Below are 23,838 nucleotides of genomic sequence, written 5' to 3' on the forward strand. Positions count from 1 at the left end.
ATCTATGAAATATACACTGATCATAAATAACTTTTACGACAATGTCAGAGAACAGCTTCTAAAGCTTGGGCATTTTCTTTCAGAAAACAACTTAAAAAGGGACGATGGATACGCCATTGTTTTTCATAAATATTCTGCTGAGAATATACAGGCTCTGGATTCAATTACAGAGCTTATGCCTGTTTTCCATGTCAGATACGTTTATTCCAACCAGTATGTACCGGAGATCTGTCTTGATTATCTTACTACTCAGGATAATGGCAGCTCTTTATACCTGTTCATCGGAGACATCTGGGGCAACGAGCTTTGCGCTCGCTTAAGTGTACGTCTTAAAGGACTTTGTATTACCGACATCACCTCACTTTGCAGGAAAAGCAACCTTTTTCTCGCAAAGAAAAAAATCTGCTCAGGACATATACTCGGTTCTTTCGAACTAACTGGTGAACCATGTCTTGTCTCTATCAATAAGAGCTATGACGAGGCTGCTTCTCCCAGCCACTCCGAATCCGTGGAAGTATCCTATGACCGTACTGCCTTATCTACAGGCTATGAGCTGCAGTTCACTCCTGTTGTCAAAGAAGAATCTTTTACAGATTCCCCCTGCATCCTCGTATGTGGACTTGGACTTTCCAACAAAGAACATGTTTTAGCTGTAGAGAACTGTGCCGATGAAATAAATCTTCCTGTGGCAGGTTCAAGACCATGTGTCATGAACGCATGGCTCCCTGTAGATCGTCTTATTGGTGTCAGCGGTACTATATTAAAAAATAATCTTGCCATTCTTCTCGGAGTCAGCGGTGCTCCTGCTTTTTATACAGGCGTAGAAAAGTGCAAACATATTATCAGTATAAATACTGATAAAGACGCCCCGATCACCAAAAAATCTGACCTTGCTATTTGTGGAGACTGTACAGAAATATTTACCAAATTTTCAAAATTAGTTAAGGAGGAATATCAGCACAATGAATAAAAAACTGATTCATCCTGTGGATGAAAAATATATCAGTTTTCTTTCTGACGAATCCAAACAGGAAGGCTTTGCAGATACTATTTCATTTCCCTCTTCTCCGGAAGAACTGCTTCAGATCATCGCTTCCCCGCTTCCGGCTCCTATAACCTTTCAGGGTGCAAACACCGGAGTAGAAGGCGGAAGTGTTCCGCAGGGTGGCAGCATTATCAATTTTTCCAGAATGAACCATATTCGGGAAATCCAAAAACTTTCTGACACAGAAGGGTATGCCATCGTGGAGGCCGGTGTGACTTTAGACCAGCTTGCACAGGAAATCCGGCGCAGTCTGAAAACTGATGATTATATATGGCCGCCTTCCCCCACTGAATCCAGTGCAACTGTAGGTGGTGTAATCGCAACCGGTGCCTATGGCATGACGTCTTGTTACTATGGCACTAAAAACCTGTATCTTCGCGAGCTTACGCTTTTGCACAGCAACGGCCACACAGAAGTTCTGTCAGATATTCCCGAACCCTTCCAGCTTCCTGCCGGTACCTGTATTGTAAAAGCAACTCTGAAGCTTCTGAAACGCCCGGCAAACATATGCGGAGCCGCTTTCTTTTTTGATACAGAGAGCAATGCGCTGGCATGTGCCGACAAGCTGCAGAATTATGTTCCTGATAATAAAGATGTCCTGATAATTTCCATGGAATATATAGGAAATACGGCAATAAAAATGATAAATACCTCAAGAGAACTAATTTCTGTATTAAAGGATGTTCCCGCTCTTCCATCCGACGCAAAAGCAGTCATCTACGTGGAAATTGCAGGAAATGAAGAATCACAGGATGAAGCACTGATGGAGCTGATAGATATTACTTCGGAATACGGAAGTGATCCCGATGTTGCCTGGGCACTCACCGGATATACAGAAATTCGCAAAATGCACAGCCTTCGGCATGCTGCAACAGAAAGTGTTATTCAGTTTATCGAGCGGAAACACCATGAAGACAATCGGATTATCCGACTTGGTGTAAAGCCATTGTCCAGAGGACGCAGTTTTCAGGAAACCATCCTGTCTATCATACAGGCGCTGGAGGATGCAAATTTATGTGCCTCCATTTATGCACACATCAAGAATTCCGATATTCAGGTAAATTTCCTGCCTGAAAATTTTGAAGACTACCAAAAAAGCAAAAATATAGCAAATACATGGATTTGATTGTAAAAGAAAGCGAGGATTATATGAGTTCAAAACATTTTACATCATTTTATGAAAGCATGGAACGCTGCCCGATCATTGCAGCGATCAACAATGATTCTCTTCTGGAGGCATGCAAAACAGCACCCTGCGAAATTGTCTACATACTCTACGGCAATATCTGTACCATCGCAGATATCGTGGATGAAGTTGTTGCGGCAGGAAAAACCGCAATCGTTCATCTTGACCTGATCAATGGTCTTGCCAGCAGGGAAATCAGCGTTGACTTCATCAAAAAATATACAAAAGCAAGCGGTATCATCAGCACCAAACCGCAGCTTATAAAAAGGGGGAACGAACTGGAGCTTATCACTATTCAGCGATTTTTTATGCTGGATCGCCTGACTTACAACAATATCAAAAAGCATGTCAGAGAAACCTCTCCTGATATTGTTGAAATGATGCCAGCCGGGCTGACCAAAATGATCACCTATGCACTTGAGGAAATCAACGGCAAACCGCTGGTTGTCAGTGGACTTGTTCTGGATAAAAGTGATGTCATGGGTGCACTGTCTGCAGGAGCTATCGCCATTTCAACAACTAATGAGGAAATCTGGGCTACTCTTGACTAGAAAGGATGAAGCATATGACAAAGAAATCTAATATACGATGGGCTGTATTTCTTATCCCCTGGTTACTGGTAATTGCAACAATTATCCTCAATCTTGTGAACGGAGAGACATTTAATGCGTTAATCATGACTGTTACCTCTTTTATTCTCGGTAATTTTGACTGGCTTTTCGCATTAATGGCATTTATCTGTGTTGTACTTGTTGTTGCAGCATATTTCTCACCTTTCGGAAATGTTCGTATCGGTGGAAGTAAAGCAAAGCCTATTCTGAACCAAACCAACTACATATGGATCGTACTCTGCACGATCATGGCTGCCGGAATTCTTCTCTGGGCCTGTGCGGAGCCAATGTATCACTATTACGCACCTCCGGGAAATATTACTCCGAAATCTCCGGAGGCAATCACCTTCCTTATGAAAGATATCTTTCTGGAATGGACCTTTACACCAATGTGCATTTATGGAATGCCTGCCATCCTTTTTGCTTTTCTTTTTTATAATGCAAAAAAGAAATACTCTATCGGTTCCATGCTTTTCCCTGCATTCAGCAGCAAAATGGCAGATAAGGCATCTCCTGTTATCGACTGTATCTGTCTTTTCGCACTGGTATGTGGTATGGCAGCAAGTATGGGATCTGCCATCTTTCTTGTAGCTGACGGAACGAGCAGTATCACAAATGATGCAGTATCATCCACTCCTTCTACCTGGACGATCATCGCAGTTATCATTGTTGCAGCTTTTGTTACCTCCGCAATCTCCGGTGTTATGAATGGTATCCGTATCCTTTCAACTATTAACTCCAGAATTTACATGGTCTTAGGTCTTTTTGTATTTCTTTTTGGACCTACCGCTTATATCCTGAAGCTGACTGTTGAAGGCTTTGGTGCTTTCGTTTCCACCTTCTGCCAGTCCTCCCTCTTCATTTCTGCTGCTGACGGAGACGGCTGGGCAATGTGGTGGCCAGTATTCTATTGGTGCAACTGGATGGCATGGATGCCTGTAACCTCCATTTTCCTTGGTAAGATTTCCAAAGGTTACTCAATAAAAGAAGCAATCCGGGTTATCGTTGTATTCCCTGCTCTGTTTTCGGTAGCATGGCTCGGTCTTTTCTCAGCTTCTTCTGTATATTATGAACTGGCTGGCAAAGGAATTAACGATGCAATGCTTGCCGGAGGTACCGCTTCTGCTACCTATGCAGTTCTGAAACAGCTCCCGATACCGGTAATCAGTATTGCTGTATTCCTGTCAATCGTATTTGTTTCATTTATCACTGCATCAGATTCCAATACAAACGCGATGGCAGGTCTGTGTACCGATTCCATATCCGAAAACGACGCAGAGTCTCCTGCATGGTTAAAGCTTGTATGGGGTATTACCATTGGTGTCCTCTGTGTAATCTTTGTAAGAGCTTTCAAATCAACAGATGCACTGAAATATCTGTCCAACCTTGGTGGATTCCCGATTGTCTTTCTTTTGATCATTATTTCGATTTCTTTCATGAAGGTTATGTGCAATCCTGCCAAATATGATACCTTCACTGAAGACTATGATGAACTTGGACGGCCAATTCCATCCAAACGCCTGAAATCCGAACAGGACGAAGAAAAAACACGAAAAAAAGAAGCAAAAACTCAAACTACATAATTAAACGAAGGAGGGCGCTGATATATATGGATTTCAACTACACATTTCATTATCGCTTATCCTATCAGGAAGCCTATGATACATTTTATCTTCTAGCTACAAGATTGACCCGTAAGAAAAAAATAATCTATGGCATACTCCTGACTGCCATTGCAGTCCTGTCCTTGGTCTTCTATGGTTTGGATACACGCAAAGTCCATCTTTGTCTTCTTGCCATATTTGCAGCAGTCCTTCTCTTTTATTTACTTTACTACCCTGTTTTTTCCGCACGGAAGGGGGCTGCAAAGGTCGCAAAGCTCAATGGAAATTACCAATTCACAGTCAATCAGCTTGGTCAGATCACTCTCCCTCAGTCCCGGGATACCCAAACCGGACATTGCATCGTAACGCTTGGCGAAGACAAGCACAGCCGTGTTCTTGAAACAGATACCATATATGCAATCCGTGCAGATGCGCAGACTACCTTATGTCTTCCTAAACGGATTCTGAAAAATGGGCAGAAAGAGAACCTCGATCAGATGTTTCATAAATTACTGCATTGATCACAAAAAGCGTATCGGACTTATCGTTCGATACGCTTTCTTATTTTATAATATTTCATCCTTCAGCCTTCGGAAATCCTTATTTGCCCCAAATACAGAAATCAGTGGCGTTACCTTTATAAAACATTCTATTTTCTGTTCAAATATAAATTCTTTTAATTTCACGTATTCCACGGATGTACATACACAGTCCATTTGAATTCTTGTCTTGTCCGTGTATGCTCCGACAACCTCATGACTTGTCATAGATTTATGCAGGATCTCGATCATAAATCTCCGAATTTCTGACGTTTCTTCTCCTATAATCTGAACATCATAAAGTGATGGACCGTTAAATATAATATAATTCATTACATTTACCGTTATAAGCTGCCCGACAAATGCATAAGCAAGCTTGTCTAACGAAAAAACTGTCAGCATGAAAAACATGATACAGCTGTCAGCGCCCAACATGATATACCTGATCTCACCACTTTTGAAAAACAGCTTTTTTAATATCTTTGACAGTGTATCCATCCCACCATAAGAATAGCCTATTCTAAGAACAATCCCGGCACCTCCGCCATACAACACACCAAACAAAGCTACCGCGATCAGTCTTTCCTCCAAAACAACAGATATTGTCATATGATTCAATATCCACAAAACTGCCGGATACAATACAGACAAAAACAGAATACTTCTCACCTCTGCTATCCCAAGTACAAAAAAAGTTGCAGCAAGGATCAGAAGTGTAATCCCATAATATATGATTGCATAATTAATACCTGTCCAGTTTTCGAGTACCATAGATATTCCGGCGATTCCTGTCACTGGAAAGCCATTAGGCAGCGCCACCCAGTTTACAGCAATACTGCACAAAACACAGCTCAGTATCATAAGTCCTACTTTTTTCAGTTTTTCCACCATACCTTTGCCCTCTTCTGATTTATCAGAATCTGCTCAATGTGTTTCTTGTCATATCCATAGTTATCGGTGTCACAGATATAAGCCTGTCCTGACAGACTGTCTGGATGTCACTTCCCCTGTGAAGCTTTTCCTCGTCAACATCAATTGAAAAGCTTAAACAATATGGCTTACTCCAGTCTCTTTCAGGTGGTCTGCGCAGCACATAATAATTCTGGTTTTCTACAAACGTCATTCGATAGCCTTTAACATCAATGTCTCCTGCCGGAATATTAATGTTAAGGAAACGATATGCTTCGTTTTTCTTTTCATATACTTCTTCCAGAACTCTTCCAATCCACAGCTTTGTTGCTTCCGTTGCCTTACCGAAACCTACTGACTCGGAAGAAGTGGCCATAATATCTTCTGCTTTTGTTTCTAATGAAACAGCCATAACAGGCACACCCTCACTGCTTGCCTCAAATGCTGCTCCTAGTGTACCGCTGCATGTCAGTGCCAGCCCCATATTGCAGCCAAAATTAATTCCACTGATCACCAGATCCGGTGCTGTCTCCATAATCTCCATCAATCCAAAGGCGGCACAATACCCGGGAGATCCATTCACCGCATAAGCTTCTACATTTTTCATTGCATAGTCTACCTTTTGGATGATTCCCGCATTTTCTGTTCTTGGGTATGCCCTTCCCATTGCTGTCTGCTGTGTTACCGGCGCTACTACTATAACATCTCCAAATTCTTTTGCAGCCATCACCGCCGCCCGTAATCCCGCTGACTGTATTCCGTCATCGTTTGTAATCATAATCTTATGTTTTTTCATAGGCGCTCTCCTGCTTCATAAACAGAAAAAAGGCATTCTCAACACACTAGTGTCAGGAATACCTTTCTCTCTTTCTCTACGGTTTTCTATAGATAAATTATAGCATCTGTCTGATTACTGTGTCAATCAAATTCAATACATTGCACAGCCTGAAAGTTGAAATTTTAAATTCTTCTCCAGCGTGCGGACTGCATGTGAATATCCACTGGATTCTTAACATACAGCCCCTCCTGAAATCATCACTTTATCATTCTCTTCTCACCGGGAATCCTTTATGACTTTTGTATTTCTTCTATGGTATAGCCTGTATACTGGGCTATTTTTTCTACCGGCTCACCAGCACTTAACATCAACCCAATAATTTCCTTTGCCTTACTCTCTTCACCAGCTTCAAACTCCGCCTTCCGAAGTTTTTTCTCTTCCTCTTCTTTGTCATACTCGAATATGCTCATCGCAATGACCTCCGATTTGTTTTTCCTGAGAAATTCCATCTCTTTTGTATATTTACGTACCCGTGCCACATACTGTGCATATTCTCTCAATATTTGACACTGTTCCATCAGTTCATTATTATGACTTTCATTGATATTCAGGGTAACTACTTTTAATTCCAGTCTCGGTTCCCCAATCAGATTTTCATATGCCTCATACTTATAGAAAATATGCTTTGAATTTATAGTACTATTTGCTCTAAAACATTTCAAGAAGAAATAATTCATATTTTAAACATCGGGGACCTGTTTCCGGAAATACAGCCTTCATGGTGTAGTATTCGATAAAGGGCTATAAACAATATAACTCTGCACAAGATATGCTGACGGCTTCAGAGTCCGGAAGTACTAATGATATGTTCTGTCTGCTAAATACATGCATCAAAAATATATACCTCGCTGACGCTCAGACAATATATTTTTGATACATAACGCAGACATTCCATCTCAAAGTACTTCCATGAACTCTTGCAGAAGTCAGACAATCTTTGTGCAGAGTTTTTGTTTTACAGCCAGTTATCGAGAAATCTCCACCATCCTCCCTGTATTTTCGGAGCCTCAGGGAAGCCCCGGGGCCGCGTTCCGCTACCCCGGATAAAGTACGGGGAGAAATAGCTGGATAAAAAGAAAGACTCCAGCGAGCGAGCTGCCTGTGAGTATCCTCTGGATCTGGCTCGCTTGAAGAACTTCGTTCAGATACCGGATTATGCAGGGCTTTGTGTTGATACATAAAATATCGCTGTTTGAGCATCTGTGATGCGAGTTCGATATTTTATGTATCGTTTTTAACAAAGTTCTGTATATCCTGGTATCTTAGAAGTTCTGATTTGAGCCAGCTCCAGAGGATCCTTCACAGGCAGCCCTCCTCCTGAAGTCTTCACTTTATCATTCTCTTCTCACCGGGAATCCTTTATCACTTTTTTATCTGTCCATAATATGCATTCGCCCCGTGTTTCCTGTAGTAATGCTTATCCTGCAGTTCCTGCGGTGCCGATTTTACCTGCGGATTGATCAGTTCACAGCGGCATGCCATCTTCGCCACTTCCTCAAGCACAACAGCATTATGAACCGCCTCGTGTGCATCCTTTCCCCATGTAAAAGGACCATGATTCTTGCAGAGCACTGCAGGAACAGCTTTATAATCAAGATCTTTAAAATAATCTGCGATCAGCACGCCTGTATTCTTTTCATACGCTTCTTCGATCTCATCCCTTGTCAGATTCCGCACGCACGGAACTTCTCCGTAAATATAATCTGCATGGGTTGTGCCATAGCACGGGATTGCTCTTCCTGCCTGTGCCCAGCTCGTCGCCCATTCTGAATGTGTATGTACGATTCCACCGATCTCCGGAAACGCATTATAAAGGACCACATGCGTCGGTGTATCTGAAGAAGGATTATATTCACCTTCAACTTTGTTTCCATTCAGGTCAACAACTACCATATCTTCCGGTCTGAGTTTATCATATTCCACACCACTCGGCTTGATTACGAACAATCCCTTTTCACGGTCAATGCCGCTGACATTTCCCCATGTAAAAGTAACCAGTCCGTATTTCGGAAGATCTATGTTTGCTTTGTAAACTTCTTCTTTTAATTTTTCAAGCATATTTTTCTCCTTTACAAAGAACGTAAATCGCCATTCATTTCTTTCACAGCAACTTACGTTCTCAATCTTCATTTTATCTTATTACCAGATTTTAGATTCTACTGCTGCTCTTTCGATCGGCAGTCCCTTCAGATATCTGTCCATAAATTCATTAAATCCTTTGACACCTTCCGGTTCCGGATCCAGTGTACTTCCCTCATTTCCTGCAAATACACGGTTATCCAGGAACTCATCCAGAGTCTCGCCATCCTTCTTGTCCACAAGGTACGCAGCCAGAAGCGCAATACCCCAGGCACCGCCCTCACCGGCAGTTGACATAACAGATACCGGTGCATTCACTGCATCTGCAAGAATCTGCTGTCCGACACCTTTGGTCTTGAATAGTCCGCCGTGTCCTAAAAGTCTGTCGATCTTGACATGCTCCTGATCGATCAGAATATTTAAACCTACACGCATTGCTCCGAGACAGGTATAAAGATTCGTTCTCATAAAGTTTGCAAGTGTGAATTTGCTTTCAGGAGAACGTACAAACAACGGTCTTCCTTCTTCAAATCCTGTCATATGCTCTCCTGAGAAATAACAGTAGGACAAAAGTCCGCCGCAATCCGGATCACCCTCCAGAGCTTTATTATAAAGAGTTCCAAACAGTTTGTTCATATCCACTTCCATACCCATTGCTTCTGCAAATTCTTTAAATACATTTACCCATGCATTCAGATCAGAAGTACAGTTGTTGGAATGTGCCATGGCAACTGCATCACCGGCCGGTGTTGTTACCATATCGATCTCTTTGTATGGTTTGGAAAGTGCTTTTTCCAGAACGATCATGGCAAATACAGAAGTACCTGCGGAAACATTACCGGTGCGCTGTTTTACACTGTTGGTTGCCACCATACCGGTTCCTGCATCACCTTCCGGCGGGCACATCGGAATGCCTGCTTTGAGTTTGCCTGTCGGGTCAAGGAATCTCGCACCTTCTTCAGTCAGAGTACCTGCATCCTGTCCGGCAACCATGACTTCCGGCATAATATCACGAAGTTTCCACGGGAATCCATAAGGCTCTACCAGTTTGTCAAATTTCTCTACCATCTCCCGGTTGTAATCTTTTGTCGTGGAGTCAATCGGAAACATACCTGCCGCATCACCGATACCAAGAACTCTTTTTCCGGTCAGCAAACGATGCACATATGCTTCCAGAGTGCACATATAATCGATGTCTTTTACATGCTCTTCTCCGTTCAGGATTGCCTGATACAGATGTGCAATACTCCATCTCTGTGGAATATTATACTGGAAAAGTTCCATCAGTTTCCCGGAAGCTTCACCGGTAATATTATTTCGCCATGTGCGGAACGGTACCAGAAGCTTTCCTTCTTTATCAAACGGCATGTAGCCATGCATCATGGCACTGATTCCAAGTGCTCCGACGCTGGTAAGCTCCACGTCATATTTTTCCTTTACATCCCTCACAAGGTCGCTGTAACAGCCCTGCAGACCTTTATGAATATCATCCAGAGAATATGTCCAGACACCGTTTTCGTAACGGTTCTCCCAATCATAGCTTCCGGATGCGATCGGATTGTATTTATCATCCACCAAAACTGCTTTGATTCTTGTAGATCCGAACTCGATTCCAAGCGCTGTTTTGTTATTTAAAATTGCTGTCTTTGCTTCATTTACACTCATTTTGTAAATCCTCCCGAATGTTTTGATTGTCACATCCGCTTTGTTATTACTGTCCACTTCATTCGCAGTAACTCTTTATTTCCTGAATACAAGCTCATTCCATCTCAGCTCATTCTTGAAATTGCGGATAGTCGTATCTTTGTCAATGTAGACAGCTTCAATTCCCATTGCAGCAGCCCAGTCACCCATCTGTTCTGCTGTAAGGTCATAGGAAAATGCAGTATGGTGAGCACCGCCGGCAAGGATCCATGCCTCAGCTCCTGTTGCCAGATCCGGCTGCGGAGTCCAGAATGCGCTTCCTACCGGAAGTTTCGGCATCGGTTTTTCTGTCTTCCTGCACTCAACATCATTGATGATCAGACGGAATCTGTCACCAAGATCGATCAGAGAAGTTGCAATTGCCGGGCCTGTCTTGGAGGTAAACACCAGTCTTGCAGGATCCTCTCTTTCACCCATAGAAAGCGGGCATACTTTGATACCGATCTTACCGTCAGCGATGGTCGGGCAAACTTCCAGCATATGTGACTGAAGAATGCCTTCCTTACCCGGAACAAGATTGTATGTATAATCTTCCATGAAAGAAGTTCCCTTCGCATCCTTCACACCTGCAGTCATGATTTTCATCAGACGTACCATTGCCGCTGTCTTCCAGTCACCTTCGGCGCCAAATCCATATCCCTTCTCCATGAGCCGCTGCATTGCCAGTCCCGGAAGCTGCTGTAAGCCGCCAAGATCGCCGAAATGAGTAACGACTGCCTGGTAATTCTTTTCTTCCAGAAATCTCTCAAATCCGATCTCAATTGCTGCCTGTACTGCTACATGACGTTTGAATTCTTCCGGGTCTCTGCCCTCAAGAAGAATGTCATATTTATTATAATATTCTTCGACTAAAACATCAATATCGCCTTTTGAAACATCCTTCACATAATCGCACACTTCATTGATCGGATAAGCATCGACTTCCCATCCGAATTTGATCTGTGCTTCTACTTTATCACCTTCGGTAACGGCTACGTTTCTCATATTATCGGCAACACGGCATACACGGATATGACTGCTTTCCATGATTCCGACTGCGGTACGCATCCAGGATGCCAGTCTCTCCTGTACTTTCTTATCAGCCCAGTGTCCGACGATTACTTTTCGCTCGATTCCCATACGGGTAACAATATGACCGTACTCTCTGCCACCATGTGCAGACTGGTTCTCATTCATGAAATCCATATCGATCGTGTCATACGGAATTTCCTGATTGAACTGTGTGTGCAGATGGCACAGAGGTTTTCTGTATTCTTTCAGACCGAGAATCCATGATTTTGCCGGTGAAAAGGTATGCATCCATGTAATCACACCTGCACATTCATCGTCATCATTTGCCTCGTTGAATGTTTTACGGATCAGCTCATTTGTGATCAGAGTCGGCTTCCATACCAGTTCAAACGGAAGTGCATCGGATTTGTTCAGTTCTTCTACAATAATTTTGGAATGTTCTGCTACTTTTCTTAAGCACTCATCTCCATAAAGGTCCTGTGAACCTGTGCAGAACCAGAATTTATAATTTTTTCCTGTAAGCATAATTCAAGATCCTCCAGTTTTCATATACTGCCATTTTAGGTATACTATCATTCCTGACAGCTCGAGTACATTGTATTTTTTAAAGAATATTCTAATTTTCTAATATCTCACGATTTTTTCTTTTTCGCAGATGCCAGTACAGACTGGATAACAATGAAGAAGCAGAGCAGTGCGGAAAGTACGATTCGTACCCACCAGCTTGATAAAGTACCCTGAGCAGTGATCAGACTGGAAATCGTTCCTTTGATCAGTACACCGAACATAGATCCGATCGGGGTACCAACACCGCCGGAAAGAAGTGTTCCACCGATAACGGCTGATGAGATTGCATCCATTTCAAGACCTTTTGCCTGCTCTACGAATCCTGCGCAGCTGTTCAGGCAGAAAAGGAATCCGCCTAGACCTGCAAGAAAACCATCCAGTACATAAGCTCGGAACATTGTTTTCTTTACATCAAGTCCCATCATAAGAGCACTCTGTCTGTTTCCACCGATTGCATACAGTTTACGTCCGAATTTAAAATATTTCAGAAGGATGGCAATGATCAGAACTACAACAATTGCGATCACAACTGTCGGCGGTATATATGCCGGGATAAATTTTCCTTTTTTGTTTGTGGAACCAAATGGCATATAGAATCTGTAATTTGCCCATTTCAAAAATAATTCATTCTTAATGGAAATCATATCGGTGCTGATGATTGCTGTCATGCCACGTCCGAAGAACATACCTGCAAGTGTTACGATAAATGGCTGGATGCCCATATAGGTTACCAGGAAGCCCTGTACGATGCCAAAAGCAAGACCGATCAAAAGTGCTGCAAGTACTGCAACATATGCGCTTACCCCTTTGTTTTCCATAAGGTCTGCCATAACCATGCAGACAAGCGCTGTTACGGAACCAACAGAAATATCAATACCGCCTGTGATCATAACGATCGTCAGTCCACAGGAAATTACAAGAAGACCTGCGTTAGATACAAAAAGATTCAGAAACATCTGCGGTTTAGCAAAACCTTTGTCTGCAAAAATCACCATACCTGCTGCATACATAACGAAAAACAGGACAATTGTGATCAGCAGCAGAAATCCGGTACTTGTCATTTTCTTTCTCTGTTTCATTATTTCTGACCTCCTTCTGCTGCAACGGAAACTTTTTTGCTTCTGTGACTTTCTACGAATTTCTTAAATACATCACTCTGTAAAGTAACAATGATAATAACAACGATTGCCTTGTAAACAGGAAGCTGATCAGCTTTTACATTCATTGCATACAGAGTAGTTGTCAATGCCTGGATTGTATAAGCTCCAATTACGGAACCAATCAGGCTGAACTTACCGCCGCCGAGGAAGTTGCCGCCAAGTGCAACAGCAAGGATGGCATCCATTTCAAGGTTCAGTCCGATATTATTTGCATCTGCAGAATAGATACGGCTGGATGCTACGAGACCGGCGATCCCTGCAAGCGCACCGCAGATCACATAAGTCAGGAATTTAATCATGGTGGAGTTCAGACCTACCAGTCTTGCCGCCTTACCATTGATACCAACACTTTCGATATAAAGTCCGAGAGCTGTTTTTTTCAAAATCAGAGCTACGATCACAACAGTTACGATTGCAAAGAGTACCGGGGTCGGAACCGGGGATTTACCGATATATCCACCTGCCATCTGGAAAGACGGTACACGGATATAGGTAATTTGTCCGTTGGTAACAAGCTGTGCGATACCACGTCCTGCAGTATAAAGGATCAGAGTTGCGACCATCGGCTGAATGTTCAATTTTGCTACAAGCAGACCGTTGAATGCGCCACACAGTGCAGAAGCAAGAAGTGCTGCCACAACTGCAAGAATAATAGAATTCTGATAAGCTGTTACAGAAGATGCTCCACCTGATAAAATCTGGCAGCACACAGCTGCTGCAACTGCCATAACCGCACCAACACTGATATCCTGTCCACCGGATGCCGCCGTAACAAGCGTCATACCAACAGCAAGAATAACAAGTTCTGATGCTCGGTTGATAACGTCGATAACATATCCATAAAGAACGCCATTTCGAATTGTAATATTAAAGAAATCCGGTGTTTTGATCACATTGATCAGAAGGACCGCGATCAGACACACGATAGGAAGAAAAAGTCTCGCATGTGTGATCTTTTTTAATTTACTGTTATTCATTCTTATCGTCACCTCCTGCAATTGCTTTCATGATGTTGCTCTGTGAAAGCTCACTTTCTTCCAGTTCGCCTACTTTTTCTCCATCACGGAGAACAGCCATTCTGGAACACGTACGAAGCATCTCTTCTACTTCTGATGAGATAAAGGTTACTGCCATTCCCTGATCTGCCAGATCAAGCACAATCTTCTGTATTTCTGTCTTTGTACCAATATCGATTCCTCGTGTCGGTTCGTCCAGAATCAGATATTCCGGATTTGTCAGAAGCCAGCGTCCAAGGATAACTTTCTGCTGGTTACCACCGGAAAGACTCTTGATTGGAGTTTCACGGCTTGCTGTCTTGATCTGCAGCATATCAATATACTTATCTGCCGCTTCTTCCATCTCTTTGCGACTCATCGGATGGAACATGCCTTTCTTTGCCTGCATTGCAATAATAATATTTTCTCTTACAGAAAGATCTGCAATAATTCCCTCTGCCTTACGATCTTCCGGAAGGTATGCCATGCCAAGTTTCATCGCATCCAGAGGACTGCCTATTTTTACTTCTTTTCCGTTTACTTTCAGTGTACCGGAATCTGCTTTATCTGCACCGTAAATGGAACGAACCAGTTCAGAACGTCCGGATCCAAGAAGTCCGGTAAGTCCGATTACTTCTCCTTTATTTATCTTAAGGTCAAACGGTTTGATCGTTCCTTTATGCCCGATACCCTTTGCTTCAATAACAGGTGTATCTGAGAAGACTTTTTTATCTTTATGGTCTCCCTTGATGTCTGCCAGATCATCAAAATCTTTACCCATCATCTTGGCAACCAGCATAACTCGCGGAAGATCTTTAGTTTCGTATTCTCCTACAAGTTCCCCGTTTCGAAGGACTGTGATTCTGTCACAGACTGCATATACCTGTTCAAGAAAATGCGTAACAAAAATAATTCCTACCCCTTCACCGCGGAGACGACGCATCAGTACAAACAGTTTCTCAACTTCTTCATCATCCAGAGAGGAAGTCGGCTCATCCAAAATCAGTACTTTACATTTCATATCAACTGCACGTGCGATTGCGATCATCTGCTGGATCGCTACGGAACATTCGTCCAGCATCTGTGTCGACGGAACATTAATATTCAGACTTTCCAGAAGCTTTGCAGAACGTGCATTCATTTCCTTCCAGCTGATCATTCCTGCCTTGTTTCGCGGTTCACGGCCAATAAACAGATTTTCCGCAACTGTCAGATTCGGACAGAGGTTTACCTCCTGATATACGGTACTGATACCATTTGCCTGTGCCTCCTGCGGTGAGTTATTGATGATATCTTTATTTTCACCATTCATATGAATGGAACCACTTTCGAATTCATGTACACCGGTCAGAACTTTGATCAGTGTTGATTTTCCGGCTCCGTTTTCTCCCATCAGTGCATGGATCTCACCTTTTCGAAGTGTAAAATCCACATGGGAAAGGGCACGGACACCGGTGAAATTTTTACTTATATCACGCATTTCCAAAACAATGTTTTGTTCCATTTTCTTTCCTCCATTCCCTGTTTTCTTTCATTTTCCCTTTATTTTGCCTGTTTTTGAGCGCAAAAGGGGCGTGGCCCATAAAATCCTTCTGATCTGGATCCTGTTCCACGCCCCGGGCTCATTTCTTATAACTACGCTTCAGTTTATTTTCAAGTTATTCAAGATTAGTATGCACGTCCGTCGATAATTTCCTGAGTGATCGGTGTGATGTCATAATCTGTTCCATCGATTGTAACTTTTGTTACAGTATCGTCAGCTGCAAATGCAACTTCATCTACATATGCCTGTTTGTCAACATCTTCGCCGGCTTCCAGTTTCTGGATAATTTCTTCTACACGTGGTCCGTGAAGTGGGTTACACTCTGTATCACATGTAATCTCGCCGGAAAGTGTCTGAGTAAGTCCTGCGTTTGTTGTATCAAAGGACATTACAAGGATCTGTCCTTCTTCGCCTCCAACTTCGTATCCTGCTGCTTTGATTGCATCGATTGCACCGAATGCTTCGTTATCATTCTCGCAGTATACAACATCGATGTCATCGCCGCTCTGTTTCAGGATGGACTCCATAACTTCCTGACCTTTAGCCTGTGTAAATTCACCGGACTGCTGAGCAAGTGTTGTCCAATTGTCATGAGCTTCTACAGCTTCATCAAATCCTTCTGTACGTCCAATCTGAGCAGATGCTCCGATAGTTCCCTGAATATCAACAAGGTTGATTTCTTCATCGCCGCGGCCTTTTGCTTCCAGATATGCATCCAGCCATGCCATTGCTTTCTGACCTTCAAGTTTGAAGTTGGAGCCTACCCATGCGGTATAAAGGCTGTCGTCAGATACATCTACCATACGGTCAACGATGATTACCGGGATTCCTGCATCTTTTGCTTCCTGAAGAACAGTGTCCCAACCGGTCTCGGTTACAGGTGCAAGTACAATATAGTCAACTTCCTGCTGAATGAAGTTACGGATTGCTGTAAGCTGATTTTCCTGTTTCTGCTGTGCATCATCAAAGATCAGTTCATATCCGTTTTCCTCTGAGAAAGTGGATTTCATAGACTCTGTGTTTGCAGTACGCCAGTCAGATTCTGCTCCTACCTGTGAGAAACCAACTGTAATTGTGTCGTCATCCGCTGCCATTACGTTCACTGCGGAAAGTCCTGCGAGCATTGATACTGCCAAGAGTGCTGTCACCATTTTTTTCTTCATTTTGTAATCCTCCCTTTACATTTGTTCGTGTTTTTTAAGATGATTTTATTATAGCAATTTGTTACGAAAACTCCATGGATTATTTTCGGAAAAAAGTTCATACTTTTATTCTTTTATCTGTCTTAATTTTAACAAGTTGGATTTTTTACGATTTCGGTTGAATATTTTTTCCAAGACGGATCTCCACGGTAGTTCCAACACCTTCTTCAGATGAAATCGTCATTCCATACCCCGGTCCATAGTACAAAGCAATTCGTTCCGCTACTGCTGCAAGCCCAAATCCGGCCCGTTCTCCTGTGCGTATCGCTTCCTGCACTTCATGAAGCCTCTCCTGTGACATTCCCTGACCGTTATCGTTGACAGTAAGAACGATTGCATCCTCTTCTTCCCTTCCGGTGATCGTAATCTTGCCTTTGCCACGCCGGTTCTTGATTCCATGATAAAGAGCATTCTCCGCAAGCGGCTGAATGGAAAGTTTCGGCACCTGTACCCCATCAAGCTCCTGTGGAATGGATAACTCAAATTCCAGGATATCTCTGTAGCGGAACTGCTGAATCTCCAGATAACTCAACGTATGCCGTTTCTCTTCTGAAAGAGGAATGATATCATTTCCCTTGGAAAGTGATGTTCGGAAGAAAATCGAAAGACTGGAGATCATCTCCACCGCATCTTCCGTCATACCACCTTCGATCAGCCAGACGATCGTATCCAGTGTATTATATAAGAAATGCGGATTCACCTGCGCCTGAATCAGCTGCAGTTCTGTCAGATGCTGCATTTCCTTCTCCTGCCGGACATTCTCCAAAAGTCCGCTGATCCGGTGTGCCATCTTATTGATTCCCTGATCCAGTTCCTCAATCTCCACAATCTCTGCACTTACCGGAAGAACATCAAAATTTCCGCGACCGACTTTCTTTACCTTATCCAGCATCTCCGTCACTGGACGGATGACTCCTCCTGTCAGGCGGAACGATCTGCGCATCAGGATTCCAAGCGTTGCAAGCAGTAACACTGCCATTCCTGAGATCAGGATTTTGACTCTATGCGTCAGACTTGTTTCCACCTGTACCAGGTACATGGACTCATTATAAATATAGTTCTGCATCTCCTGCATGATCAGACCTGTAATAATACGAATGTTGCTGTCCATAAATTCCATTCGCCTGTCATACTCTTTGATCTCCATCAGCTGGACCATTCGTTTCTTCAGATTATCCAGATAAGCATCCAGACTGTTCAGACACTTCACCCCACTGGCATGATATGTATTCTGACGCAGCTTCTCCATGATATTCTGAGCATCTTCTACCTGTCCCAGTACATCATCCAGTTCACTGGCTTCCTTTGAACCGATTGCCAGATAATACATTTCCAGATCCAGCTCATCCTTAAAGCTCAGATTAAATTTACTGCTGACAGCCAGATTCTCTGACAGTTTATTATACTGTCCGGCATACTGCCAGAAGATCAGAAGCAAAATAGCCAGCAGGCACGCCATTGGAATCATCGTACTAAAAAGCAAACGGTTCATTTTTTTCTCAAGCCCCATCTGCTTTTTTACTTTGGGAACTACGCCTCTCATGCTTTATCCTCCCGTACTTTACGGTAATCGCTCGGCGTCATGCCCTGTGTCTTTTTGAACAGATAACTGAAATAATGTGCATCTTTATAGCCGATTTCTCCCGCAATCTCACTGGACCGCATACCGGTACATCGAAGAAGTTCTTTTGCCTTATTCATACGCAATGAAGTTAGATATTCAATAAAAGTCTGCCCCATATTCTGACTAAACAGTGCACTGAAATGATTGGAACTCACATTCGCAACATTTGCAGCTGTATTGAGTGAAATATCTTCATCCATGTAATGTTCATCAATAAAATCCACTGCTGTCTTCAAAATGCTTCGATTCTTATTTCCGGAATTCTGATCCCGGATCGTGATCGCCCGAGAAATCATTTTTTCCGCGTATGCAATGGCATTTTCTATATTTTTTCCGCTCTCCACAAGGATTTCCTCTGTATTTTCCGGTTCCATTCCTTCTGTATCGCAACCCAGACCTTTCAGAAAAGTAATCACCGAAAAACGTACATTCAGAATCACATAATTTCTGAATACAAGTGATTCCATCGGTTCCTGCCCGATTGCATAGAAATAGTCCTTTACAAAGTTTTCGATTTCTTCCTGAATACCATTGCTTAAAAACTTCTGCAAAATAGCCGGATTCAGTGCATTAACATCCACTTTTTTCAGATAGGCATTATCATTTGTATCTGCCTGACCACTGCGATGCTCCATCATTTCCATCTCATCATAGTAAAGAATATTTTCACCATACAGATATCTCTGTGAAAAAGCTCTGGATGCTGTGTGATAACTTTTCTTTATCTGGCTCAGTCGTTCAACAGGCTGTCCCACTGCAAGGAACCATTCTCTTTTGCTTTCTTTCCGATTCAGGATTCCCTGAATTTTTCCCACGCATTCTTTTGTAATTTCTTTTATGCTTTCTTTCTGTCCTTTAAGCAGGACACCGTAGGAAAAAATATTACTTCTAAAAAGCATTGCTGACGGATGCCCTGAAAAAAATTCTTCCAGCATTTCCAGTGTCTCTGCCTCCCACTCGGAATAGCCTTCCTTCTGACCTGAAAAATCCTCCTCGGAATTCATCGTAAAAATCAGGATATTATATGCCTCTGCTACAATATCCACTCCCAGTTTCTCAGCTTTTTTATATACCTCCATCATATCCATGGAGCCACGTACCAGTGCTTCAAAAAAATCCCGGCTGCTGTTCTTCTCATAAGCCTGCATTTCTCTCTGGAATTTCTCATAGTATTCTTTCTGTGTCTTTTCGTGTTCATAACGGCTTCGTATTTCAGAAAGCCGCTCGATCAATGCATTTTTTGTGATCGGTTTCAGAAGATAATCCTCAACTCCGATGTTGATTGCCTGTTTTGCATAATTAAAATCATCATATCCGCTAAGAATAACAATTTTAAGTTCTGGAAGTTCTTTCTTTGCCAGCTTTGCAAGCGTCAATCCATCCATAAACGGCATTTTTATATCGGTAATCAGAAGATCCGGTTTCTGCCTGATCAATAATGGAAGTGCCATCTCTCCATCCGCAGCTTCTCCCACAAGTTCAAAGCCAAGTTCTTCCCACGGAATCATACGTTTAATGGTCTCTCTTACAATGACCTCATCTTCTGCCAGAAAAATCTTTAACATTGCTCCACCCCTCTTATTGCTTTTCATTATATAGAGTCTCTGCTATATACTATACCAGTTCCTTTTTTGTCAGACAAGTTCCTTTTTTGTCGCAATTTTGCAGTACTGTTTTTAGAAAAATTTAATACTTCAATCTCTTTGCCGATGTGGATATGTGTGGTATGATATTGCCAATCTGAAAAATGGGTGTAAATCCTGATATAAATTTGTTTCATATGGAGATAAATGATGAGTAAAAAAGAATTTCTTGATATTTTATATAATCAGCTTTCCGGTCAGATACCGGAAGGAAGTGTTGCTGCTCATGTGCAGTATTATCGCAATTATATCGAAGACGAACAGCAAAAAGGCCGTACCGAAACCGATATTTTAAATGATCTCGGAGATCCCCGCCTGATTGCCCGGACGCTTCTTGATACAGAAGTCGGTGCCGGCAATCCGCAGAACGGAAGCACATATTCTGCTATATACAATGAAGCAGATTCCGATTATAACAAATATGACAGCTCCGATTCCGCCCGGGGGCATGTTAAGAAGCACAGCTTTAAGCTGGATCTTTCCACATGGTACGGTAAAGTTGCTGTCATTTTGATTGCTGCTGTCGTATTACTTCTGCTGGTTACGATTCTCGGTATCCTGATCCCGGTTGTGATCGTTGCCGGTGTAATTATGTACATCGTTTCGCAGTTTCGTAAACAATAGCTTTTTATGCTGTTTTCTTTGTCATAAAGGATACGAATCTTACATGCTGATCCATTTTGTCACCAATCATTCCGATTACTTTTCCCATGGTAAATGCGGCAAGGATCGTACCGATTCCGAGTCCGTCCAGATGTCCGAGGATACTTAAGGTCATCAGTGCAGTTACTGTAAGACAGGTAACATCATATCCTATCTTGATTCTGGAGTATTGTACTTTCGTGATATCTGCCAGCTCTCTCGGGAACAGGTCTGTCGGAATGATCGGCAGGCCGCAGCGGTTGGAAAGTGCGATTCCGATGCAGAGAAGCAGATAACTGATAATGAAATAAATGACCCGGTATCCGATTGCTGTCGGCAGCACATTAATCCACATCTCATGTACATCGAGCATTTCGCTGAATGCAAATCCAACAACAAAACTGAAAAGATACGGTGCGACAAATTTCTTTCGCATAATCATCAGGGATAATACCAGCAGTCCCTGGAAAATATAGGTCCAGGTGCCGAGGGAAACCTTCGTAAATACTTCTGAGAATGCATATGGTACGCTGGAGATTGCAGAAATTCCGGATCCGGAATACAGCATCAGCACAACGCCCAGACTGTTGATCAGTACAACCACCAGCAATGCCAGTTCACCCCGCAGCACCGGCAGATCTTTTTTCTTTTGTGTCTCGTTTTTTTCTATCAATTTATATTTCCTCCGTAATAATTGATTTTCGCCCTGCCTATCTTAGCACCCTGGCATCTGTTTTTAAAGAGGAAAAATTTTTTTATCTAATTCTGCACGTATAATATCACTGATTCTTACCATTTCTGTTGCCTTTCTCTGTCTGACAGGTATCTTATCCTGCCTTATATAATATAAAAACCGACCTGTATTTTCTGCTTTTATTGTAGCGAATACCTGTCGGTTTTTATATCTTTATTTTGTTGTTTTTGTATTTATCTTATCGTTTCATCGCCTCACGGATACACATCTCAATGTAATCCTCTCCAAGCGCTGTATTCACTGTCAGATCAAAGTTCCCTGCAGCGCCCCAGATACGTCCCGTATAATAACGATAATTATCTGCGCGCCATTTATCTTCCTTCTGGATTTTCTGTCTTGCATCTTTTTCAGAGAGATGCCGACGTTCCATAACACGTTTCATTCTGTTTTCCATTGGAGCAGAGAAAAAGACTCTCAGACAGTTACGGTTATCCCGCAGCACATAATCCGAGCAGCGGCCTACGATCACACAGTTTCCTTTTTCTGCCAGTTCTTTTACAACTTTAGATTCTGCCTCGTAGATTTTATCCTTCGGTGCTTCCTCGTCTGCCTGCGCATACATATACATCTGATTCACAAGATCATACAGGAAACTGCTTGTCATCATTTCTTCATTCTTCTGAATAAATTCCGGTGTATACCCTGTTGTTCCGGCAGTCATCTCAATAATTTCCTGATCATAAAAAGCATATCCGAGTTTTTCTGCAAGTGCTTTTCCAATGTCGTGTCCACCACTTCCGAACTGTCTGCCGATCAGAATTACATTACGCTGTGCAGCATGCACTGATTTGCTGTCAGCCTGCACTTTGTCTGTACTTTCTGCATTCTCTCCGGCATATTCTTCCGGGAACAGCATCGGTTTTACAAACGCGAGTTTTTTACCTGCCACCCTCGCGATGAATCCAACCAAAAGTGCCGCAATGATCGTACCTTCACGCACTCCGTTAAGACGTCCGGTAAATACAAATGAAAGGATTGCTGCGATCACTGACATTGACACATCAAAACAGATTTTTGTCGTTCCGAAGTTTGTCTTCCATGTCAGAACAATTGCACGGACAAAAGATTCGCCCGGCAGCATGACAACATCCGCCAGCACTTCCATATATACACCAAAACCAAGGATCAGACATCCGATCAGCAGATAAATAATCTTCATGATATATACCTGTGGATTTACCCATGCAAACAGAAGCATCGTCAGATCAATAAAATATCCGAAGATGATGGAAACCGGAATCTGTAATACGTGTTCCAGCTTGAAGTTTTTGCGCAGGATCAAAAGCTGCAGCAAGATCAGAAATATACTGAAAAATATTGTAAAGTTTCCAAGTGTAAACGGAAAGCTGAGACTCAGTACATATGGAATCGATGAAATTGGCGATGTTCCAAGACTTGCTTTCGTGATCAGGCTGACACCGAGCGAGTTCACAAAAAGCCCGATCAGAAAAATCACATATCTTTTTAGTTTGTTCATTTGTTACTTCCCTCTTTCCCTGTATGTTCACAGCCTGCCTCAGACAGGTTCTTATAAATTTTATGATAAACCGCCATAAAAGCTTCTGCTTCTTCCGGCGAAATATCTTTCCAGGCAGTCGTTTCAATTTCCCTGAAAACTTCCTCAACCAGTTTCTGGCTTTTTTTTCCAGATTCAGTCATAAAAATATGAAAGGTTCTCCTGTTGCCATTAAGCATCCGGCGTTCAATCAGATTTTTTTCTTCCATACGATTCAGGATTGAGGTCAGTGATCCGGCTTCTATTAAACATCCGGCTGCGATTTCCTTCTGGCTGGCACCGTCATGATCTTTCAGATAATCCAGCACTTTGGGCTGTCCAAGCGTAAGCCCCGAAGCTTTCACACGCTCCAGCAATCGCTTCTGGATCAGCATCTGATTTGCCATTGTCAGATAATGTAATGATGTATCCATGTCATTTTCCCTTCCTTTCGGGCAAAATAAAATAGTTATAATTCCAAACGTTAGAATTATAACTATTTTATATAAAAATGTCAAATGTATTCATTTCCGAAGGTTTTCCCTCTTCCACCACATATCCGTCTGCCATAAAAATAACCCGGTCCGCCACATCACGGGCAAATCCCATCTCATGAGTGACTACGATCATTGTCATACCCTCTTTTGCCAGATCTTTCATAACATTTAAAGTTCCGTTTTTCGGATC

At 42.5% G+C, this 23,838-nt stretch carries 21 protein-coding genes and 1 pseudogene; 6 read left to right on the plus strand and 16 right to left on the minus strand.

What is annotated here, in order from left to right; genetic code table 11:
* Window positions 1-4: 4 nt before the first annotated feature.
* Genes H8Z79_RS09065 through H8Z79_RS09085 form a run of 5 tightly spaced genes read left to right on the plus strand, consistent with a single transcriptional unit; the run spans window position 5 to window position 4,967 of the window.
* A complete protein-coding gene (locus tag H8Z79_RS09065) occupies window positions 5-970 on the plus strand; it encodes an FAD-binding protein (RefSeq protein ID WP_187002812.1) in 966 nt (321 codons plus the stop codon).
* Window positions 963-2,171, plus strand: a complete 1,209-nt coding sequence (locus H8Z79_RS09070) for an FAD-binding oxidoreductase (protein ID WP_118039068.1) — start codon at window positions 963-965, stop codon at window positions 2,169-2,171. Before H8Z79_RS09065 ends, H8Z79_RS09070 begins: the two co-directional genes overlap by 8 nt.
* 23 nt (window positions 2,172-2,194) lie before the next feature.
* Window positions 2,195-2,782: a glycerol-3-phosphate responsive antiterminator gene (locus H8Z79_RS09075; RefSeq protein ID WP_118039224.1), complete on the plus strand. Its 588-nt coding sequence runs from the start codon at window positions 2,195-2,197 to the stop codon at window positions 2,780-2,782.
* A 14-nt stretch (window positions 2,783-2,796) separates the two neighbouring features.
* Complete coding sequence (locus tag H8Z79_RS09080; RefSeq protein ID WP_225876951.1) at window positions 2,797-4,425, plus strand: BCCT family transporter; 1,629 nt, start codon at window positions 2,797-2,799, stop codon at window positions 4,423-4,425.
* Between the two features lie 26 nt (window positions 4,426-4,451).
* Window positions 4,452-4,967 (plus strand): hypothetical protein, encoded by a 516-nt coding sequence (locus H8Z79_RS09085; protein ID WP_118039066.1) that lies wholly within the window; start codon window positions 4,452-4,454, stop codon window positions 4,965-4,967.
* 45 nt (window positions 4,968-5,012) lie between these two features.
* On the opposite strand, the gene H8Z79_RS09090 is transcribed toward H8Z79_RS09085, so the two are convergent.
* The 12 genes from H8Z79_RS09090 to H8Z79_RS09145 all read right to left on the minus strand — a co-directional run bounded on the left by H8Z79_RS09090 (window position 5,013) and on the right by H8Z79_RS09145 (window position 20,182).
* Window positions 5,013-5,876, minus strand: coding sequence for a YitT family protein (locus H8Z79_RS09090; RefSeq protein ID WP_207726345.1), 864 nt, complete (start codon window positions 5,874-5,876; stop codon window positions 5,013-5,015).
* Between the two features lie 22 nt (window positions 5,877-5,898).
* On the minus strand, window positions 5,899-6,690 hold the full coding sequence (gene surE / locus H8Z79_RS09095) for a 5'/3'-nucleotidase SurE (protein WP_118039065.1): 792 nt from the start codon (window positions 6,688-6,690) through the stop codon (window positions 5,899-5,901).
* Window positions 6,691-6,962: 272 nt separating this feature from the next.
* The gene (locus H8Z79_RS09100; RefSeq protein WP_182279203.1) at window positions 6,963-7,394 is read right to left on the minus strand and encodes a hypothetical protein; all 432 of its coding nucleotides are present in this window, start codon (window positions 7,392-7,394) and stop codon (window positions 6,963-6,965) included.
* A gap of 700 nt (window positions 7,395-8,094) precedes the next feature.
* Window positions 8,095-8,790, minus strand: coding sequence for an L-ribulose-5-phosphate 4-epimerase (locus H8Z79_RS09105; RefSeq protein WP_118039064.1), 696 nt, complete (start codon window positions 8,788-8,790; stop codon window positions 8,095-8,097).
* An 81-nt stretch (window positions 8,791-8,871) separates the two neighbouring features.
* The gene (locus H8Z79_RS09110; RefSeq protein ID WP_118039063.1) at window positions 8,872-10,476 is read right to left on the minus strand and encodes a xylulokinase; all 1,605 of its coding nucleotides are present in this window, start codon (window positions 10,474-10,476) and stop codon (window positions 8,872-8,874) included.
* 75 nt (window positions 10,477-10,551) lie between these two features.
* A complete protein-coding gene (gene araA / locus H8Z79_RS09115) occupies window positions 10,552-12,051 on the minus strand; it encodes an L-arabinose isomerase (protein WP_118039062.1) in 1,500 nt (499 codons plus the stop codon).
* A gap of 107 nt (window positions 12,052-12,158) precedes the next feature.
* A complete protein-coding gene (locus H8Z79_RS09120) occupies window positions 12,159-13,172 on the minus strand; it encodes an ABC transporter permease subunit (protein ID WP_118039061.1) in 1,014 nt (337 codons plus the stop codon).
* Window positions 13,172-14,230 (minus strand): ABC transporter permease, encoded by a 1,059-nt coding sequence (locus H8Z79_RS09125; protein WP_118039060.1) that lies wholly within the window; start codon window positions 14,228-14,230, stop codon window positions 13,172-13,174. The genes H8Z79_RS09120 and H8Z79_RS09125 overlap by 1 nt, the downstream gene beginning before the upstream one ends.
* Window positions 14,223-15,752: a sugar ABC transporter ATP-binding protein gene (locus H8Z79_RS09130; RefSeq protein WP_118039059.1), complete on the minus strand. Its 1,530-nt coding sequence runs from the start codon at window positions 15,750-15,752 to the stop codon at window positions 14,223-14,225. Before H8Z79_RS09130 ends, H8Z79_RS09125 begins: the two co-directional genes overlap by 8 nt.
* Window positions 15,753-15,916: 164 nt before the next feature.
* Complete coding sequence (locus H8Z79_RS09135) at window positions 15,917-16,954, minus strand: ABC transporter substrate-binding protein (protein ID WP_015543255.1); 1,038 nt, start codon at window positions 16,952-16,954, stop codon at window positions 15,917-15,919.
* Window positions 16,955-17,099: 145 nt separating this feature from the next.
* Window positions 17,100-18,536, minus strand: a complete 1,437-nt coding sequence (locus tag H8Z79_RS09140) for a sensor histidine kinase (RefSeq protein WP_118039058.1) — start codon at window positions 18,534-18,536, stop codon at window positions 17,100-17,102.
* Complete coding sequence (locus tag H8Z79_RS09145) at window positions 18,533-20,182, minus strand: response regulator (protein WP_118039057.1); 1,650 nt, start codon at window positions 20,180-20,182, stop codon at window positions 18,533-18,535. The genes H8Z79_RS09140 and H8Z79_RS09145 overlap by 4 nt, the downstream gene beginning before the upstream one ends.
* Before the next feature lie 228 nt (window positions 20,183-20,410).
* Here H8Z79_RS09145 and H8Z79_RS09150 point away from each other — a divergent pair, with 228 nt between their 5' ends.
* Window positions 20,411-20,884, plus strand: a complete 474-nt coding sequence (locus H8Z79_RS09150; RefSeq protein ID WP_187002813.1) for a DUF1700 domain-containing protein — start codon at window positions 20,411-20,413, stop codon at window positions 20,882-20,884.
* Between the two features lie 4 nt (window positions 20,885-20,888).
* On the opposite strand, the gene H8Z79_RS09155 is transcribed toward H8Z79_RS09150, so the two are convergent.
* The 4 genes and pseudogenes from H8Z79_RS09155 to H8Z79_RS09170 form a co-directional block, all read right to left on the minus strand.
* Window positions 20,889-21,572: a DUF6198 family protein gene (locus H8Z79_RS09155; protein ID WP_072523449.1), complete on the minus strand. Its 684-nt coding sequence runs from the start codon at window positions 21,570-21,572 to the stop codon at window positions 20,889-20,891.
* A gap of 262 nt (window positions 21,573-21,834) precedes the next feature.
* Complete coding sequence (locus tag H8Z79_RS09160) at window positions 21,835-23,133, minus strand: cytidylate kinase family protein (RefSeq protein WP_118039055.1); 1,299 nt, start codon at window positions 23,131-23,133, stop codon at window positions 21,835-21,837.
* Window positions 23,130-23,585 (minus strand): MarR family winged helix-turn-helix transcriptional regulator, encoded by a 456-nt coding sequence (locus tag H8Z79_RS09165; RefSeq protein WP_118039054.1) that lies wholly within the window; start codon window positions 23,583-23,585, stop codon window positions 23,130-23,132. Before H8Z79_RS09165 ends, H8Z79_RS09160 begins: the two co-directional genes overlap by 4 nt.
* A gap of 67 nt (window positions 23,586-23,652) precedes the next feature.
* Window positions 23,653-23,820: pseudogene (locus tag H8Z79_RS09170) on the minus strand (peptide ABC transporter ATP-binding protein); the annotation flags it as partial.
* Window positions 23,821-23,838 lie beyond the last annotated feature (18 nt).

This window comes from Blautia intestinalis (assembly GCF_014297355.1).
GTDB lineage: Bacteria > Bacillota > Clostridia > Lachnospirales > Lachnospiraceae > Blautia_A > Blautia_A intestinalis.